Consider the following 16787-nt stretch of genomic DNA (forward strand, 5'->3'; position numbering starts at 1 on the left):
GACGGTCTGCCAAGGGGACCAGGAGTGTCCGAGTCAACCCAGACCATGACGGCCCCATCGGTGCTGCCCAGCCTCGATGTGGAGCGGTTCCTGCGGGACGGCTTCGGCCTGTTCGACCAGCTGGCGGCCTATGTGCAGCTGAGCCCAGGCGAACTGGAGCAGCGCCTGGCCCACAGCCGCAGCGACCTGGCCGCCCTGCACCCCGGCGCCACCGGCTTCGACCCGGAACGGGTGGAGGCCTTCTACGAGGAAACGGTGGGCCACGGCCACCTGCTCGAGCTTTCGGCCTGGCACTTGGGCAGCGGCGATTACATCGCCGACACTCTGCGCCTGCAGCAGCATCTGGCCCGGGGCCAGGTGCTCGACTTCGGCGGCGGCATCGGCACCCATGCCCTGGCGGCGGCGGCGCTGCCCCAGGTGGAGCGGGTGTGGTTCGTGGACCTCAACCCCGACAACCGGGCGTTCGTGCGCCAGCGGGCGGAAGCCCTGGGCCTCGCCCATCGCCTCGGCTTCTGCCGCGATCTGAGCGATCCGTCCCTGCCGGCCGCGTTCGACACCATCGTCTGCCTGGATGTGCTGGAGCACCTGAGCCATCCGGCCGATCAGCTGGAGGTGTTCGCCTCACGCATGTCGAAGGAGGCGGTGGCCCTGCTCAACTGGTATTTCTTCAAGGGCTTCGCTGGCGAGTATCCGTTCCACTTCGATGACCCTCAACTGGTGGAGCGTTTCTTCCGCAAACTCCAGAGCCGCTTCCTCGAGGTGTTCCACCCCTTCCTGATCACCACCAGGGCCTATCGCCTCGCCGATTGACCAGCCTGGTCACCGCCGCATGCGCGGAGGCGGAGGAGAAAGACTGACCCCGGAGCGAAGCCAGACACCACAGCGGAGCCAGATCCTGTCCCACCCGGGTGTGAGCACGCACCAGGCTGGCACCCGCACCCAAACGAAAAGACCGGGAGGCTGGAGAAACAGCAGTCCCGGTCTTGAGCTGCAGTCCTGTGGCTTTCAGGATAGATGGGCCTTTTACGTTGAGCCCAGCCAGCCCTGGCCTGTGTGTTCAAGGCCAAGGCTGGCCGTTGGCGTTCAGCCCAGGGCCACGTGGATGCGCTTGCGGTTGCGGAGGCCGCGCTTGATGGTCTCGAAGTTCACGACGCCATCGATGAGGGCAAAGAGGGTGTCGTCGGAGCCGCGGCCGACGTTGTTGCCAGGCAGCACGGAGGTGCCGCGCTGACGAATCAGGATCGAACCGGCGCTCACGGTTTCACCGCCATAGCGCTTGACACCCAGCCGTTTGGAATTGGAATCGCGGCCGTTGCGGGTGGAGCCTGTGCCTTTCTTGTGGGCCATGGGGGCGAGAAAACGAAGGGTGGGCGAAAGAAGGAGGAAGTGGAGCCGGGATCAGGCGAGCGCCTTGCCCGCCACGGTGATCGACTCGACCCGCACACGGGTGAGCTCCTGGCGGTGGCCGTTTTTGCGGCGGGTTTTCTTCTTGGGCCGCATTTTGTAGACGATGATCTTGGGGCCGCGGCGATGCTCAAGCACCTTGAGCTGAACGGTGACACCACTCACATAAGGGTGGCCCAGTGTGGTGGCGCCGCTGGCGTCACGCACGAGCAGCACGTTCTCCAGGGTGACGCTCTCGTCGACCTCTGCCGCGATGCGGTCAAGGTCGTAGTAGCGGTTCGGCTGGAGCCAGAACTGCTGGCCTGAGGCCTCAGCGATCACGTAGGAGCCGGCGCCCGGCGCTGGAGAGTCTGTGCTCGGCGCTGAGGTGCCGGTGGCGGGGGTGGTGCTCATGGGTGCGAAGGCGTGGACAGGCTGCCCGCTCCTGGCCAGCGACCCTGTTGGGGATCACCGGACGGCTCGGCATTCAGGCCTGGCGCACATCCTGAAGAATGGACAAGTGTCCATCCTCCACTCCCAGAGCCCCGCCCGTCAACCTTAAGGTCTCCCAAACGTGGTTCCACGCGCCGCATGTCCCAGCCGGCCTTCACGATCGCCTCGCTGATTCGCGATCCCGGCCTTGATGCTGCCTGCGGGCAGTGGCTGCAGGAGGGGCGCTACGACGTGGTGGCGCTCGGCCTGGCCCCTGACCCCTGCGCGTTGCTGGCCGAGAGCTGGGAGAACTTTGACGCGGTGCTGCTGGAACAGGGTGCCCTGCCTGAGGCACTCGATGGTTTACGCCATCAGGGTTTGCTGCTTCCCGCCGTGGTGGTGGGCCCGGTGAGTGGGCAGCTGGATTACCACGATGCCGAGGTGCATCTGCCCGCCGACCAACTGGAACAGCTCAGCTACAGCCTGGATGCGGCGATCTCCCGCTTCCTGCGACGTGGCAACGTGGAGGGGGCTCTACCGAGCGAGCCCGGCGGCGATGGCTCCTGGAGGCTGTCAAGCCGCCTGCAGGAGCGGCTTGGCTATCTGGGGGTTTTCTATAAGAGGGACCCTTCGCGGTTTCTCCGCAATCTGCCTCCCCTGGAGCAGAAGGAGTTGTTTCTCTCCCTGGAGCGCACGTACAGAGATCTGCTGGTGAGCTACTTCAAGGACGAGGCCGCAGCGAATCAGGCATTGGAAAGCTTCGTGAACACCGCATTTTTCAGTGATCTCTCCATCACCAAGACCGTGGCCATCCATGCAAATCTGATCGACGAATTCTGGAAATTGCTCAAGCTCAAAGGACAGAAAGACGATTTCCTTCGTGATTACCGCCTGGCCCTCCTTGACGTGATGGCCCATCTCTGCGAGATGTACCGTCGATCCCTGCCCGTCAACGAGCCGGCCCCAGGGCCGCGCGCCGTCGCTGCCACCACGCTTCAGGACCTTCGATCCAACCAACCTTCTGAGGTGCACCCTTGAGCATTCGCAAGACCTACATCCTCAAGCTCTATGTGGCGGGGAACACTCCCAATTCCATGCGCGCCCTCAAGACCCTGCGCAACATTCTGGAGCAGGAGTTCAAGGGGGTGTATGCCCTGAAGGTGATTGATGTGCTCAAGAATCCCCAGCTGGCCGAAGACGACAAGATTCTGGCCACCCCCACGCTCGCCAAGATCCTCCCACCGCCGGTGCGACGCATCATCGGCGATCTCTCTGATCGGGAGCGGGTGCTGATCGGCCTTGATTTGCTTTACGACGAGCTCACCGAAAATGATCTCTTCAATCCTGAACCCCAGGCTGATGATGCCGGAGGCACGGGCCAGATTCTGTAGATCCTCCTAGTAATTTCCGGGCTTTGTTCAGCTGGGCCTTAGGTTGATGCAGGCACCAGACCAGCCATGACGGATTCTCCTTCCCATCCCCATTCGCAGATGCAGGTTCAGAAGCTTCCGACCGGGGTGGAAGGCCTTGATGACATCTGCCAGGGCGGCCTGCCGATTGGGCGTTCCACGCTGATCAGCGGCACATCCGGCACGGGCAAGACCGTTTTCTCGCTGCACTTTCTCTACAACGGCATTCATCATTTTGATGAGCCAGGCATCTTCGTTACCTTTGAGGAATCGCCCCGGGACATCATCCGCAATGCTTCCAGCTTTGGTTGGAATCTGCAGGAGCTGGTGGATCAAGGCAAGTTGTTCATCCTTGATGCTTCCCCGGACCCCGATGGCCAGGATGTGGCTGGAAGCTTCGATCTCTCGGGATTGATTGAGCGAATCAACTACGCGATCAGAAAATACAAGGCCCGGCGCGTGGCCATCGATTCAATCACGGCTGTTTTCCAGCAATATGATGCTGTGTCGGTGGTGCGTCGGGAGATTTTTCGCCTGATTGCCCGGCTCAAAGAAATCGGCGTCACCACGGTGATGACCACCGAACGCATCGATGAGTACGGCCCGATCGCCAGATACGGCGTCGAAGAGTTTGTCTCCGACAACGTGATCATTCTGCGCAATGTCCTGGATGTGGAGCGCCGCCGCCGCACGGTGGAGATCCTCAAGCTGAGGGGAACCACCCACATGAAAGGAGAGTTCCCCTTCACCATGGGGCCACAGGGTGTAGCGATCTTCCCGCTGGGCGCGATGCGCCTCACGCAGCGCTCTTCAAATGTGCGCCTGAGCTCGGGAGTACCGCGCCTCGATGAGATGTGTGGCGGTGGTTTCTTCAAGGATTCGATCATCCTCGCCACCGGTGCCACCGGCACTGGCAAGACACTGCTGGTGAGCAAGTTCATTGAAAACGCCTACAGAAACAAAGAACGGGCCATCCTCTTTGCCTACGAAGAGTCAAGGGCGCAATTGCTTCGCAATGCCACCAGCTGGGGCATTGACTTTGAGCAGATGGAGCAAGATGGCATGCTCAAGATCATCTGTGCTTATCCCGAATCCACCGGCCTGGAAGATCATCTCCAGATCATCAAAACCGAGATTGCCGAGTTCAAACCCTCCAGAATGGCGATTGATTCGCTATCTGCCCTCTCCCGTGGGGTGAGCCACAACGCTTTCCGGCAGTTTGTGATCGGTGTGACGGGATACGCGAAACAGGAAGAGATTGCTGGCTTCTTCACCAACACCTCCGAAGAATTCATGGGGAGTCACTCCATCACGGATTCCCACATCTCCACGATCACTGATACGATTCTGCTGCTGCAGTATGTGGAGATCCGCGGTGAGATGGCCCGCGCGATCAACGTGTTCAAGATGCGTGGCTCCTGGCACGACAAGGGCATCCGTGAATTCGTTATCACAGGCAACGGCCCAGAAATACGCGATTCCTTCTCCAATTTCGAGCGTATCATCAGCGGCGTGCCCCACCGTGTCACCTCCGATGAACGGGTGGAACTCTCCCGCATTGTGCGTGGTGTGGAGGATGACGCTTTCTGATCGGGATCTCTGTTCTGAGCCAGATCTCAGACAGCGCTGGCAGCGGGTGGTGATGGATGTGAGAACGCAGCACTGAATGTAGACGTGACGGCGGCTGCGTTACTTCGCTCGCCTGCAATCGCCAGTTCATCGCTGTCGGCTTGCTCCAGGGGTAGATCGAACCAGAAGGTGGTGCCAACGCCCAGTTCGCTCACCATGTGGATGCGGCTGCCGTGCTTCTCAATAATGCCTCTCACGATCGATAGCCCCAGACCCGTTCCCACTTCGGTGTGCACGGCATTCTCGACCCGGTAGAAGCGATCGAAGATCCGGGCCTGGTCTTCGCGGGAGATGCCGGCTCCTGTGTCGGCGATCTCCACCCGCAGCCGCGGCAGGGGTGAGGACAGACCGCAGCTGAGGCTGTCTTTGTCATGGACGGGGATGGAGAGGTCGATGTGGCAGGAATCAGGCCACGGATAGGCGCGCAGCCTCAGGCAGCCACCCGGCTGGGTGAACTTGAGCCCATTGCCCACCAGGTTGTCGAAGACCTGAAGCAGGAGGTCCCAGTTGCCACGTACGCGGGGCAACTGGGCATCCACATCCATCGCCAGCGTCACCCCTTTCTCATCGGCATTGAGGCGGTAATTGCGAAGGGTCTGCTCGATCGCCGGGCGCAGTTCAATCGGCTCGAGCACCCAGGTACGGTCGGATTCCAGCCTCGACAGATCGAGAACATCGTTCACGAGGCGTGTGAGACGGTCGGTTTCAGCGTTGGCGATGCCGAGGAACTCCTGGGTTTCCTCCTCACTCAGCTGGTCACGCATGTCGTGGAGGGTTTCCACATAGCTCTTGATGTTGAACAGCGGCGTGCGCAATTCATGCGACACATTGCTGATGAAGCGGCTCTGGGCGGCGTTCAGTTCAACTTCCCGGGTGAGGTCCTGGATCGTCATGGCAATCCCCTTCAGGCTTTCGCCGCTGGCATCACGCACGCTCTGCAGCACGATGCGCAGGGTGCGGGGCGGCTCGCCGAAAGTGCAGCGCACATCGCAGCTGTCCCGCTCACCGGCCAGCAAGCCATCAAGCGGGGCTTGCAGTTCCATCGCCAGGAGATCGGGCAGTTCGCTGCAGAGATCACTGCCTTCCAGGTTGCGGCCTTCCCAGCGGAACAGGCGGCGGGCCGTGGGATTCACCAGCACGATCTGACCATCGCCATCGAGCAGGGCAGCGCCGTCGGCCATGCTGGCGATCAGGGTCTGCTGTTTCACCTGGGCGGCGGTGAGTTCCTCGATGTTGGCGGCGTCGTACACCTCCAGCTGGGAGGCCATGTCGTTGAAACCATTCAGCAGTTCCCCCAGCTCGCCGCCCACAGGCAGGGCGATGCGGGCCTGGAAATCACCGCCGGCGATCGCCCGCACGCCGCGCAGCAATTCCTTCACCGGGCGGGTGATCGTGAGCGCGTTGAACACCGCCCCGAGGATCACCAGCACCCAGATCGAGATGAACACCGCCACGGTGACTTCCCGCGTCAATGCCGCACTGGCCAGCACCGCTTCATTGGGATTGATACCAAGCGCGAGTACGCCGAGGTAGCGCCCTTCGCTCACCATCGGCACGAACACATCGGTGACCTGGCCGTCTGGGCTGAGGTGCTGACGGATCAGCGGATTCTGGGAACGGCGTTGCAGATCGGCGGGCAGTTCAAGCCGGCGGCTGAGCAGCAGTTCACTGCTGCCGTTGCTGCCGCCGATCGGGATGCCGAGGTAGATCACTCCATCGGGATCGGCGAAGAAGATGTAACGCAGACTTCGGCTCGAGCGCCAGAAGCGCTCCGCCACCGCCGCCAGTTCGCGGTCGTTGGCTTCGGCCACCAGCGGGGTGACGTTCGCGGCCAGCAGCAGACCCAGGTCGCGGGCGAAGCGGGTGTCGCTCATGCGCGCATCGCGTTGGATGCCGTTGAGCGCGATGAAGGTGATGCTGGTCATCATCAGGCTCACCACCAGGGTGGCCACAGCCAGCAGCTTGGTCTGCAGGCTGAATTCGGCCCACCACAGGCCGAGCCGCTGCTGCCAGCTGAGCGGCATGGCGGCCGCGCCAGTGGTGGCGCCGCGAGCGGGGGCAGGGGACGGAGGGGTCGGGGCGGAGGCTGGAGAGGCAGACACCGGCCGGTCAGAAGAGGGCGGAAGCTCGGCGGTCACGCGCGGAACCGTCGGATAGACGCACCCTAGGGGCGGCGCACCTGGTGGCCGATGTCACGCCGGAAGCTGAGGCCTTCGAAGTGCACCTGCTCCAGGCCGCCGTAAGCGGCGGCGAAGGCCGCATCGAAATCGTCGGCCTGCGCCACCACCGCCAGCACCCGACCTCCTGCCGTGACGCAGACACCATCGGCGCCGGCCCGGCTACCGGCATGGAAGAGCTGCAGATCCGGATCCGGCGTAAGGCTGGTGGTGATCGCGTCACCGCTGCGCACCGGGCCGGGGTAGCCGGCGGCGGCAGCCACGACGCAGGCGCTGCAGCGGCCCGAGATCGTGAGCGGCGGGGCGGCATCAAGGCGGCCGCTGGCACAGGCCATCAGCACCTCGGCCAGTTCATCGCCCAGCAGGGGCATCAGCGTCTGGCACTCGGGATCGCCGAAGCGGCAGTTGAATTCGATCACCTTCGGTCCGTCGTCGGTGAGCATCAGGCCCGCGTAGATCACGCCGCGGTAATCGATGCCCCGGCCCCGCAGGGTGGCCAGGATCGGCAGCAGCACCTGCTGACGCACCAGCTCGAGCCCGGCCGCGTCCAGCAGGGGGGCCGGCGCATAGGCCCCCATGCCGCCCGTGTTTGCGCCGGTGTCCCCTTCGCCGATGCGCTTGTGGTCCTGAGCGGGAGGCAGCAGCACCATGCGCACCCCGTCGGTGAGCGCGAACACCGACACCTCCGGTCCGCTCAGGCGCTCCTCCAGCACCAGGGCGTCGCCGGCACTGCCGAAGCGCCCCGCAAAGATCTCCTCGATCGCGGCACGGGCCTCCTCAAGGCTGTCGGCCACCGTCACCCCCTTGCCGGCCGCCAGCCCATCGGCCTTCACCACCAGGGGCCGGCCATGGGACTCCAGGGCCTGCAGCGCCTGCTCGCGGCTGGTGGCGGCCCAGTAGCCCGCCGTGGGTACGCCGGCCTCCTGCATCAGCGCCTTCGCCCATTGCTTGCTGGCCTCCAGTTGGGCGCCGCCGGCCCCTGGACCGAACACCGCCAGTCCGGCGGCGCGCAGCTCGTCGGCGAGGCCAGCGGCCAGGGGTGCTTCCGGGCCCACCACCACCAGATCCACCTGCCGCTCCAGGCAGGCGGCGACCAGCCCAGGCCCATCGCTCTCGGCGATCGGCAGCGGCTCGCAGCCCTCCTGTCCGGCGGTGCCGCCGTTGCCCGGGGCTACCCACACCCGTTCCACGCCGCGGCAGCGCCGCAGGGCCCAGCCCAGGGCGTTCTCCCGGCCCCCCGCCCCCACCACCAGCACCCGGCGTGGAGACGGCAGGCCATCGGTCAGGGGTGCGGACATGGAGCGGAGCGGGTGATGGGGGGCGGTTCCCTTAGGTTGTGGCCCGGTGGCCGCCTGCCGTGACCCTTCCTCTTTACATGCCGGTGGGTCCCCGCCGAAGGCTGGCCCTGCTGCTGATGGCCGGGTTGGTCATCGCCGGCAACGTTCCCGTCCAGGCCCAGACCGCGCTCCCAACCCAGCGCCAGCCCGGGTCTGCTGCCCCGGCGGCCCAGGCTCCGCCGATGGCTGCAGAACTGGCAACGCCCCAGGCCCCGGTGACGCCTGCGGTCCCGGGGCCTGGCGTACTGCCGGGAATGCCCGACGAGGACTTCGATGCTGCGCTGCGCTCCGAGGATTTCGCGGCCCTCGAGCGGGCCTGTCAGGACTCCGCCCGGTTCGATCGCAGCGACCGGCTGCGCCTGCTGCGTGAGCGCCTGGTGACCATGCGCCCGGCGCCCCAGCCCTTCGCCGTGATCCTGGTCAATGCCAATGCCCTGATCAGCTGCCTGGCACCAGAGTCGGCGCTCACCGTGCTCGACCGTTACGGCCCCGGGCAGGGCCGCGAGCGGGAGCAGTGGCTGGTGCAGCAGTGGCGCGCCGCCAACGCCGCCCTCGATCACCGCCGGGCCGCCGAGGCGCTGCGGCGGCTGGCGGCGGGCCGCGTCGCCCAGCTGGAAACGATGCCCCTGCCCCTGCGGCTACGCGAAGACGGCAGTCTCGACACCCGCTCGGCCCTTGATGTACTCGCCGGCCACCTGGAGGTGCTGGGCCGCTCGCGGGAGGCGGCGGAGGTGCTGCTGGCCGGACGGCTGCCCGGCACGGTGGCAGCCGAGCGGCTGGAGCGGGCGGTGATCTTGCTGGTGGCGGTGCCGCTGGCTGAGCGCAATGCCCTGCTGGAGCTGGCCCTCAACCAGGCGGCTGCGGATGGGGCCTGGGGGCTGGCGGCGCAGCTGCTGGATCTACAGCAGTTCGTGCAGCGCGCAGCCGGTGCCGATCCGCGCGCGGCCGCCGACCGGCGCCTGAGGCTCGCCCGTCGCATCGACGACGCCTATGGCGAATGGCTGCTGGAGCGCGCCAATCCCGAGGCGAAGCAACGCGCAGCTGCTCTTGAACGTGAGCTGCGCTCCCCCCGGGCCGCCGGTGGGCACGCCAGCCCCGCACCCGCAAACGGCCCTACCCCACCACAACCCAACTCCCTCCTGCCATGACGGCCTTTTCGATCGGTGCGCTCCTGTATGAGGGCAAGGCCAAGCGGGTGTTCGCCACCCAGGACCCCGACCTGGTGGCGGTGGACTACAAGGACGACGCCACTGCCTTCAATGCGCTGAAGAAAGCGCAGCTGCAGGGGAAGGGCGCCCTCAACTGCCGCATCTCCGCGCTGCTGTTCGAAGCGCTCGAGGCCGCCGGCGTTCCCACCCACTACCTGGGTGTGGAGGGCAGCGCCTGGATGCTGGTGCGGCCCGTGGCGGTGATTCCCCTGGAGGTGGTGATCCGAAACCGCGCGGCCGGTTCCCTCTGCCGGGAGATGCCGATCGCGCCCGGTACCCCCCTGGAGCCACCGCTGCTGGATCTTTATTACAAGGACGATGCCTACGGCGATCCGTTTCTGAGCGAGGCACGGCTGGCGAGGCTGGCGCTGGTCACGGCGCAGCAGCGCGCCGATCTGGAGGCCCTCGCCCACCGGGTGAATGGTGTGCTCCGCCCGTTGTTCGCCGGCGTAGGGCTCGAACTGGTGGATTTCAAGCTGGAGCTTGGCTTCACGGCGGATCAGCAGCTGGTGGTGGCCGATGAGATCAGCCCGGACACCTGCCGGCTCTGGGACCTCGCCACTGAGGACGCCAGCGACCGGATTCTGGACAAGGACCGCTTCCGCCAGGACCTCGGCGGCGTGATCGAGGCCTATGGGGAGGTCCTCAAACGGGTCCAAGGGGTTTGCCCTTCCCCCCGGGTCTACGGGTAAGGTCACGCCAATTTGCGGCCCGTCCGCCTTCTTCCGGAGAACCATGGGTGTCCCCCGCAACGCCCTCACCGGCGATCTCCTCTCCGTATTGGCGCGCCGGCCCAACTCCGTGGCCCTCGCCCTGAGTCTGCCGCTGCTGGGCGGCGCCACCTTGCTGGCACCGGCCAGCACTGAAGCCAAGCCGGTTGCTGGTGCTGCAGCTGCTGCCACATCACCGGCCACTTCCAGAACTGCAACCACCTCTGGTGCTCTGGCACCGACGGCCGGGATCCCGCAGGCTCCGTCCGGTGTTCTCCAGGCTCAGGCCACCCCACCGGCCTCCGGAGCCCCGGCCAGCCCAGACCCTGCCGCCCAGCCCGCACCCGCCGAGGCTCCCTCTGCCACTCCGGCCCCGGCCCCGGCCCCGGCGGCGGAGATTGCTCCGCCGGCCTCCCCCAGCGAACCGCGCGTATTGATCAGCGAGGTGGTGGTGGAGGGCCTGGACGGCCACCCGGAGCGGGAGCGGCTTGAACTCGCCGTCTACGACGCCATGACGGTGCGTCCCGGCAGCCGGGTCACCCGCTCTGAGCTGCAGACCGACCTGTCGGCCATCTATGCCAGCGGCTGGTTCTCCGATGTGCGCATCCAGCCCAAGGACGGCCCCCTGGGCGTGCAGGTGGTGGTGATCACCACAGCCAATCCCGTGCTCTCCCAGGTGGCGCTGGACACGCCCAAGGCCAAGCTGCCTCCTCAGGTGATTCAGGAGACCTTCGCCCCCGATTACGGCAAGACCCTGAATCTCAATGTGCTCAAGGGCCGCATCGACGAGCTCCAGAAGTGGTACGCCGACCAGGGCTACTCCCTGGCCCGGATCACCGGCCCCAACCGCGTCAGCCCCGAGGGCGTGGTGGAGCTCACGGTGAGGGAAGGCACCGTGCAGGGCGTGGAGGTGCAGTTTCTCAACAAGGAGGGTTCCGCCACCAACGACAAGAACGAGCCGATCCGTGGCAAGACCAAGCCATGGGTGATCACCCGGGAGATCTCGATCGAGCAGGGCGAGATCTTCAACCGCCGCCAGCTGGAAGACGACATCAAACGCCTCTATGGCACCGGCCTGTTCGGTGACATCAAGGTGACCCTGCGGCCGGTGCCGGCCCAGCCCGGCGAAGTGGTGATCGTGCTCGGGATCGTGGAGCAGTCCACCGGTTCACTCTCCGGCGGCCTCGGCTACAGCCAGAGCCAGGGGGTGTTCGGTCAGGTGCAGCTGCAGGACAGCAACCTGCTTGGCCGGGCCTGGGACCTGGCGCTGAACTTCACCTACGGCCAGTTCGGCGCCCTCACCGATCTCTCCTTCACCGATCCCTGGATCAAGGGCGACCGGTTCCGCACCGCGTTTCGCGCCCGACTGTTCGTCAGCCGCGACGTGCCCCAGATCTTCCAGTCGCAGGACGGCGGCAACATCAACACTGCCTCCGACTTCTACAAAGCGCCGGGCACCGATGTGGCCTTCAACATCAACGATTCCAATAACCCCGCCGACCGCAGCTTCAACTCGGTGGATTCCGCTGAGAACGCCTTCCCCGATACGAGCTGGTTCGACTTTGACGGCAACTCGGTGGTGTTGCAGCGCATCGGCGGCAACTTCCAGTTCGCCCGTCCGCTCAACGGCGGCGATCCCTTCAAGCGGGCCACCTGGAGCGTCGTGGTGGGTGCCAGCGTCCAGGAGGTGCGGCCGATCAACTTCGGCGGTACGTCCATGCCTTTCGGCGTGAGTACCAACAACTTCAACGGCCGCAGTGCCCCCACCGAAGACGTCATCTGCATCGCCTTCAACTGTGCCACCACCAACCAGCTGGTGGGTATCCGCTTCGCCGCCACTCGCAACACCCTCAACGATCCCCGTAACCCAACCGACGGCAACTTTCTCTCTCTGAGCACCGAACAGTTCGTATCGGTGGGCCCCGATTCCCCCACCTTCAACCGGGTCCGGGGCAGCTACTCCCACTTCATCCCGGTCAACTGGCTGAGGTTCTATAAGGGTTGCCGACCGCGGCCAGGTGAGCCCTTCGACTGCAAGCAGGCTCTGGCCTTCCAGGTGTCCGCCGGCTCCACGATCGGTTCGCTGCCCCCTTATGAAGCCTTCTGCCTGGGCGGCTCCAATTCGGTGCGGGGCTTTTTCGACTGTGACCTCGGGGTGGGGCGCAGCTTTGGTGAAGCCACGATCGAGTACCGCTTCCCGCTGTTCAGCGTGGTGAGTGGTGAGCTGTTCATCGATGGCGGCACCACCTTCGGTACCCAGGCGAACGTGCCGGGCAACCCCGGTGGGCTGCTGGGCAAACCCGGCAGTGGCTTCTCGGTGGGCACCGGCCTGATCGTGACCACACCGGTGGGGCCCCTGCGCCTGGAGGTTGCCAGCCGTGATTTCACCGGCGAGTGGCGTTTCAACCTCGGCGTGGGCTGGAAGTTCTGATGAGCCCGTGGCCGGCGGACTATGCCCGTGCCTGGACGCTGGCTTCCCCGGTCGAGATCACCGGGGTGGGACTGCACAGTGGTGCGGTGGCGCGGGTGCGACTGGAGCCCACCGAGCGCCCGGGGTTCGCGGTGGGCTGGCTGGGTCAGCCCAGCCAACCTCCAGTGCCTCTCCATCCCCGCCAAGTGGCCGACACACGTCTATGCACGGCGCTGCGCTTCGATCAGGGCCGCCTGGCCACCGTGGAACACCTGCTGGCAGCGCTGGTGGGCACGGGCCTGAGTCACGTGGACATCCTGGTTGAGGGGGAAGAAATCCCGCTACTCGATGGCTCCGGCCTGCCCTGGGTGGAGGCGATTGCGGCGGCGGGCCTGCACGAGATCGGCGAGCGGGAGCCGCTGCAGACCCTGGCAGCACCGCTCACCGTCCAGCAGGGCGTGAGCTTCGCTGTGGCCCTGCCCAGCGAGCAGCCGCGCCTCAGCGCCGCTGTGGCCTATCCCCAGGCGGCCATCGGCCAGCAATTGTTCACTCTTGAACTCACCCCACCGCGGTTCGTGGCCGAGATCGCCCCCGCCCGCACCTTCGGCTTCCTCGAGCAGATCGAACAGTTGCGCGCCGCCGGATTGATCCAGGGAGGCGCCCTTGACAACGCCCTGGTCTGCGATGGCGAGGGCTGGGTGAACCCTCCGCTGCGCTTCAGCGATGAACCAGTGCGCCATAAGCTCTTGGACTTGCTGGGGGATCTGGCGCTGGTGGGCTTGCCCATGGCCCAGGTGTTCGCCTTCCGCGGGTCCCACGGCCTGCACACGGCACTGGCGGGCGCCCTGGCCTCCCTCCCCCGAACTGCCTGACGCTCCCTTGTCCGTCTTCTCTCCCCCCGAGACCTCGCTGCTGACGAGCGAGCAGATTCTCAACCTGCTGCCGCATCGCTACCCCTTCGCCCTCGTCGATCGGGTGATCGAGCAGGAGATGGGCGTGCGCGCCGTGGCGATCAAGAACGTCACCCTCAACGAGCCCCAGTTCCAGGGGCATTTCCCCGGCCGCCCACTGATGCCCGGTGTGCTGATCGTTGAAGCGATGGCCCAGGTGGGGGGCCTGATCATCAGCCAGATGCCTGAACTTCCCAAGGGGCTGTTCGTGTTCGCCGGCATCGATGGTGTGCGCTTCCGACGTCCGGTGGTGCCGGGTGATCAGTTGCGGATCACCTGCGAGCTGATCGCCCTCAAACGCAAGCGCTTCGGCAAAGTGAAGGGGACCGTCACCGTCGATGGAGACCTGGTGTGTTCAGGGGAACTCATGTTCTCTTTGGTGGACTGAGGGAATGACGAGCTCCGCCGTGACGACCAAGATCCATCCCAGTGCTCTGGTGGATCCCCGCGCCCGGCTGGCCGAAGGGGTGGCGATCGGCCCGTTCGCCGTGATCGGTCCCGATGTCCAGATCGGTGCGGGCAGCACCATCGGCCCACACGTGGTGATCGATGGCCGGGTCACGATGGGCGCGCGCAACCGGGTGTTTCCGGGAGCCTGCATCGGCCTCGAGCCCCAGGATCTCAAGTACAACGGCGCTGACACCGAGGTAGTGATCGGGGACGACAACGCGTTTCGTGAATGCGTCACGATCAATCGGGCCACCGCCGCCGGCGAGCAGACACGCATCGGCAGCGGCAACCTGTTGATGGCTTACAGCCACGTGGGTCACAACTGCGAACTGGGCGACCGGATCGTGGTGGCGAATGGGGTGGCGATCGCCGGCCATGTGGTGATCGGTGATCGGGCCGTGATCGGTGGCGTGCTGGGCATCCACCAGTTCGTGCACATCGGCAAGCTGGCGATGGTGGGTGGCATGAGCCGCATCGATCGCGACGTCCCCCCCTTCGCGATCGTGGAAGGGCACCCGGGCCGGCTACGGGGCCTCAACCGCATCGGCCTGCGCCGCAGCGGCCTTGCCGACCGCGAGGACGGCGCCGAGCTGCGCCAGTTGCGGGAGGTGTGGGACCGCCTCTACCGCGGCGATGAGGTGCTGATGGAGGCGCTGCGGCAATTGCGTCAGCAGCACCTGCTGCCGGCAGCCGAGGAGCTGTGCAGCTTCCTCGAGGCCTCGATTGCGCCCGGGCGCCGCGGCCCATTGCCGCCGCAGCGCTGATGGCGCGGTTGCTGATCAGCACCGGCGAGGTGTCGGGTGATCTGCAGGGGGGGCTGTTGATCCAGGCGCTGCATGCGGAGGCGGAACGCCGCCACCTGCCGCTGGAGATCGTGGCCTTGGGCGGCGAGCGGATGGAGCGTGCCGGCGCCCGGCTGATCGCCAACACGGCGCCGATGGGGGCGATCGGACTCTGGGAAGCCCTGCCCCTGGTGCTCCCCACCCTGCGCCTGCAGCGCAAGGTGGGCCAATGGCTGCGCCAGTCGCCGCCTGATGGGCTGGTGCTGATCGATTACATGGGCGCCAATGTGAATCTGGGCCTGCGCATCCGCCGCGACTACCCCTGGGTGCCGATCACCTACTACATCGCGCCGCAGGAGTGGGCCTTCCGCTTCGGCGATGGCGGCACCACGCGCCTGATCGGCTTCACCGACCGGATCCTGGCCATCTTTCCCCAGGAAGCCAGCTTCTACGCCGCCCGCGGCGCTGACGTCACCTGGGTGGGCCATCCGCTGGTGGACACGCTCACCGAACAGCCCGATCCGGCCGAAGCCAGGCGCGAGCTGGGTCTCACCCCGGACCAGCCCCTGCTGCTGCTGATGCCGGCCTCCCGGCCCCAGGAGTTGCGCTACCTGCTGCCGCCCCTGGCCGCCGCCGCCGCAAGGCTGCAGCAGTTGCGCCCCAGCCTCAAGGTGATCGTTCCGGCCGGCCTGCCCAGCTTCGAGCAACCCCTGGCCAGCCGCCTGGCGGCTGCGGGCGTGGAGGCCACCGTGGTGCCGGCCGCCCGCTGCGACGCGCTCAAGCCCACCCTGTGTGCCGCCGCCACCCTGGCCTTCACCAAGTCGGGAACGGTGAACCTGGAGATGGCGCTGCGGGGGGTCCCCCAGGTGGTGGGTTACCGACTCAGCCGGCCCACCGCCTTCATCGCCAAGCGGCTGCTGGGCTTCAACGTGCCCCACATCTCCCCGGTGAACCTCCTGCTGGGGGAACGGCTGCTGCCGGAACTGCTGCAGAACGACCTCACCGCCGACACGATCGTGGCGGAGGCCTTGCCGCTGCTGGAGCAAGGCCCCGAGCGGCAGCGGATGCTGGACGGCTACAGCCGCCTGCGCGGCATCCTGGGCGAGCCGGGCGTCACACGCAGAGCGGCGGCGGCCATCCTGGATCAGATCGCCGCGGCGGCCACCCACGGCGCCGCCACCGCCCGCAGCGTTCCTGAACCGGCATGAACCCGCTCCCTTCCCCCCCGCCCTCGCGGAGCCTGCTGCAGCGCCCCTGGCACCACTGGCTGGCACCGCTGCTGCTGGTGGTCACCCTGCTGATCGCCGCCGTTCCGCCCGCGCAGGCGGCGGTGGAGGAGGCGGTGTTCGCCGGTGGCTGCTTCTGGTGCCTGGAGCACGACCTTGAGCAGCTCCCCGGTGTGCTCGATGCGGTGAGCGGCTACAGCGGCGGTGCCCAGGCCAACCCCACCTACAAGCAGGTGTCGGCCGGTGGCACTGGGCACCTCGAAGCCGTGCTGGTGCGCTTCGACGCCGACCGGATCAGCTATCCGGCGCTACTGCGCTCCTTCTGGCGCAACGTGGATCCGCTGGATGGGGGCGGCCAGTTCTGCGATCGCGGCTCGTCGTATCAGCCGGCCATCTTCGTGCGCGGTGCCCGTCAGGACCAGCAGGCCCGTGCCAGCCAGGCCGCGGCCGCCCGCGAACTGAAGCGCAAGCCCGCTGAGCTGCGGGTGCCGGTGCGGCCGCTGCAGCGCTTCTGGCCCGCCGAGAGCTATCACCAGAATTACGCGGAACGCAACAAGGCGAAGTACTCCTATTACCGCTGGTCGTGCGGCCGTGACCGGCGCCTCGACGAGCGTTGGGGCAAGGCCGCCCGCAGCGGCACGCCCTGGCGTTCCCCCTGACACCCCGGTGGGGGTTTCAGCCCTT

16 protein-coding genes are annotated in these 16787 nt (G+C 66.3%); 12 read left to right on the forward strand and 4 right to left on the reverse strand.

All coding sequences use genetic code 11. The features are described from left to right. Window positions 1–45: 45 nt before the first annotated feature. Window positions 46–810, forward strand: a complete 765-nt coding sequence (locus tag KQ303_RS07550) for a bifunctional 2-polyprenyl-6-hydroxyphenol methylase/3-demethylubiquinol 3-O-methyltransferase UbiG (protein ID WP_259729813.1) — start codon at window positions 46–48, stop codon at window positions 808–810. Window positions 811–1083: 273 nt separating this feature from the next. Here KQ303_RS07550 and rpmA read toward each other — a convergent pair whose 3' ends face one another. Continuing rightward, entirely contained in the window at window positions 1084–1347 is a 264-nt protein-coding gene (rpmA, locus tag KQ303_RS07555; protein ID WP_094512693.1) for a 50S ribosomal protein L27, read from the reverse strand. A gap of 51 nt (window positions 1348–1398) precedes the next feature. Beyond that, window positions 1399–1797, reverse strand: a complete 399-nt coding sequence (rplU, locus tag KQ303_RS07560) for a 50S ribosomal protein L21 (protein WP_259729814.1) — start codon at window positions 1795–1797, stop codon at window positions 1399–1401. Window positions 1798–1974: 177 nt separating this feature from the next. Here rplU and KQ303_RS07565 point away from each other — a divergent pair, with 177 nt between their 5' ends. The 3 genes from KQ303_RS07565 (at window position 1975) to kaiC (ending at window position 4814) form a co-directional block, all read left to right on the forward strand. Next, window positions 1975–2853 (forward strand): circadian clock protein KaiA, encoded by an 879-nt coding sequence (locus KQ303_RS07565; RefSeq protein ID WP_259729815.1) that lies wholly within the window; start codon window positions 1975–1977, stop codon window positions 2851–2853. Then, window positions 2850–3206 (forward strand): circadian clock protein KaiB, encoded by a 357-nt coding sequence (kaiB, locus tag KQ303_RS07570; protein ID WP_094512690.1) that lies wholly within the window; start codon window positions 2850–2852, stop codon window positions 3204–3206. Before KQ303_RS07565 ends, kaiB begins: the two co-directional genes overlap by 4 nt. Before the next feature lie 66 nt (window positions 3207–3272). Then, window positions 3273–4814, forward strand: a complete 1542-nt coding sequence (gene kaiC, locus KQ303_RS07575) for a circadian clock protein KaiC (protein WP_094512689.1) — start codon at window positions 3273–3275, stop codon at window positions 4812–4814. Between the two features lie 26 nt (window positions 4815–4840). On the opposite strand, the gene nblS is transcribed toward kaiC, so the two are convergent. Then, a complete protein-coding gene (gene nblS / locus KQ303_RS07580; RefSeq protein ID WP_259729853.1) occupies window positions 4841–6877 on the reverse strand; it encodes a two-component system sensor histidine kinase NblS in 2037 nt (678 codons plus the stop codon). A gap of 140 nt (window positions 6878–7017) precedes the next feature. Continuing rightward, window positions 7018–8328 carry a phosphoribosylamine--glycine ligase gene (gene purD / locus KQ303_RS07585; RefSeq protein ID WP_259729816.1) on the reverse strand — a complete coding sequence of 437 codons (1311 nt, stop codon included), beginning with the start codon at window positions 8326–8328 and terminating at the stop codon, window positions 7018–7020. A 59-nt stretch (window positions 8329–8387) separates the two neighbouring features. Between purD and KQ303_RS07590 the strand changes: the two genes are divergently transcribed. Genes KQ303_RS07590 through msrA form a run of 8 tightly spaced genes read left to right on the forward strand, consistent with a single transcriptional unit; the run spans window position 8388 to window position 16762 of the window. Then, window positions 8388–9515, forward strand: a complete 1128-nt coding sequence (locus KQ303_RS07590) for a hypothetical protein (protein ID WP_259729817.1) — start codon at window positions 8388–8390, stop codon at window positions 9513–9515. After that, window positions 9512–10267, forward strand: a complete 756-nt coding sequence (gene purC, locus KQ303_RS07595; RefSeq protein ID WP_259729818.1) for a phosphoribosylaminoimidazolesuccinocarboxamide synthase — start codon at window positions 9512–9514, stop codon at window positions 10265–10267. Before KQ303_RS07590 ends, purC begins: the two co-directional genes overlap by 4 nt. A gap of 43 nt (window positions 10268–10310) precedes the next feature. Beyond that, complete coding sequence (locus KQ303_RS07600; RefSeq protein WP_259729819.1) at window positions 10311–12716, forward strand: BamA/TamA family outer membrane protein; 2406 nt, start codon at window positions 10311–10313, stop codon at window positions 12714–12716. Then, on the forward strand, window positions 12716–13567 hold the full coding sequence (lpxC, locus tag KQ303_RS07605; RefSeq protein WP_259729820.1) for a UDP-3-O-acyl-N-acetylglucosamine deacetylase: 852 nt from the start codon (window positions 12716–12718) through the stop codon (window positions 13565–13567). Before KQ303_RS07600 ends, lpxC begins: the two co-directional genes overlap by 1 nt. Continuing rightward, window positions 13560–14033: a 3-hydroxyacyl-ACP dehydratase FabZ gene (gene fabZ / locus KQ303_RS07610; protein ID WP_369803020.1), complete on the forward strand. Its 474-nt coding sequence runs from the start codon at window positions 13560–13562 to the stop codon at window positions 14031–14033. The genes lpxC and fabZ overlap by 8 nt, the downstream gene beginning before the upstream one ends. Before the next feature lie 4 nt (window positions 14034–14037). Then, the gene (lpxA, locus tag KQ303_RS07615; protein ID WP_094512683.1) at window positions 14038–14859 is read left to right on the forward strand and encodes an acyl-ACP--UDP-N-acetylglucosamine O-acyltransferase; all 822 of its coding nucleotides are present in this window, start codon (window positions 14038–14040) and stop codon (window positions 14857–14859) included. Further along, window positions 14859–16085: a lipid-A-disaccharide synthase gene (lpxB, locus tag KQ303_RS07620; RefSeq protein ID WP_094512682.1), complete on the forward strand. Its 1227-nt coding sequence runs from the start codon at window positions 14859–14861 to the stop codon at window positions 16083–16085. The genes lpxA and lpxB overlap by 1 nt, the downstream gene beginning before the upstream one ends. Continuing rightward, window positions 16082–16762 (forward strand): peptide-methionine (S)-S-oxide reductase MsrA, encoded by a 681-nt coding sequence (gene msrA, locus KQ303_RS07625; RefSeq protein WP_259729821.1) that lies wholly within the window; start codon window positions 16082–16084, stop codon window positions 16760–16762. The genes lpxB and msrA overlap by 4 nt, the downstream gene beginning before the upstream one ends. Window positions 16763–16787 lie beyond the last annotated feature (25 nt).

This window comes from Synechococcus sp. CS-1333 (assembly GCF_025128015.1).
GTDB lineage: Bacteria > Cyanobacteriota > Cyanobacteriia > PCC-6307 > Cyanobiaceae > MW101C3.

Bases quoted from the DNA above. Each gene is read 5' to 3' on its own strand.
- KQ303_RS07565 (WP_259729815.1), top strand. From the start codon at position 1,975: ATGTCCCAGCCGGCCTTCACGATCGCCTCGCTGATTCGCGATCCCGGC.
- kaiC (WP_094512689.1), top strand. From the start codon at position 3,273: ATGACGGATTCTCCTTCCCATCCCCATTCGCAGATGCAGGTTCAGAAG.
- KQ303_RS07600 (WP_259729819.1), top strand. From the start codon at position 10,311: ATGGGTGTCCCCCGCAACGCCCTCACCGGCGATCTCCTCTCCGTATTG.
- lpxC (WP_259729820.1), top strand. From the start codon at position 12,716: ATGAGCCCGTGGCCGGCGGACTATGCCCGTGCCTGGACGCTGGCTTCC.
- msrA (WP_259729821.1), top strand. From the start codon at position 16,082: ATGAACCCGCTCCCTTCCCCCCCGCCCTCGCGGAGCCTGCTGCAGCGC.
- KQ303_RS07550 (WP_259729813.1), top strand. From the start codon at position 46: ATGACGGCCCCATCGGTGCTGCCCAGCCTCGATGTGGAGCGGTTCCTG.
- lpxB (WP_094512682.1), top strand. From the start codon at position 14,859: ATGGCGCGGTTGCTGATCAGCACCGGCGAGGTGTCGGGTGATCTGCAG.
- purC (WP_259729818.1), top strand. From the start codon at position 9,512: ATGACGGCCTTTTCGATCGGTGCGCTCCTGTATGAGGGCAAGGCCAAG.
- rpmA (WP_094512693.1), bottom strand. From the start codon at position 1,347: ATGGCCCACAAGAAAGGCACAGGCTCCACCCGCAACGGCCGCGATTCC.
- nblS (WP_259729853.1), bottom strand. From the start codon at position 6,877: ATGCCGCTCAGCTGGCAGCAGCGGCTCGGCCTGTGGTGGGCCGAATTC.
- lpxA (WP_094512683.1), top strand. From the start codon at position 14,038: ATGACGAGCTCCGCCGTGACGACCAAGATCCATCCCAGTGCTCTGGTG.
- purD (WP_259729816.1), bottom strand. From the start codon at position 8,328: ATGTCCGCACCCCTGACCGATGGCCTGCCGTCTCCACGCCGGGTGCTG.
- rplU (WP_259729814.1), bottom strand. From the start codon at position 1,797: ATGAGCACCACCCCCGCCACCGGCACCTCAGCGCCGAGCACAGACTCT.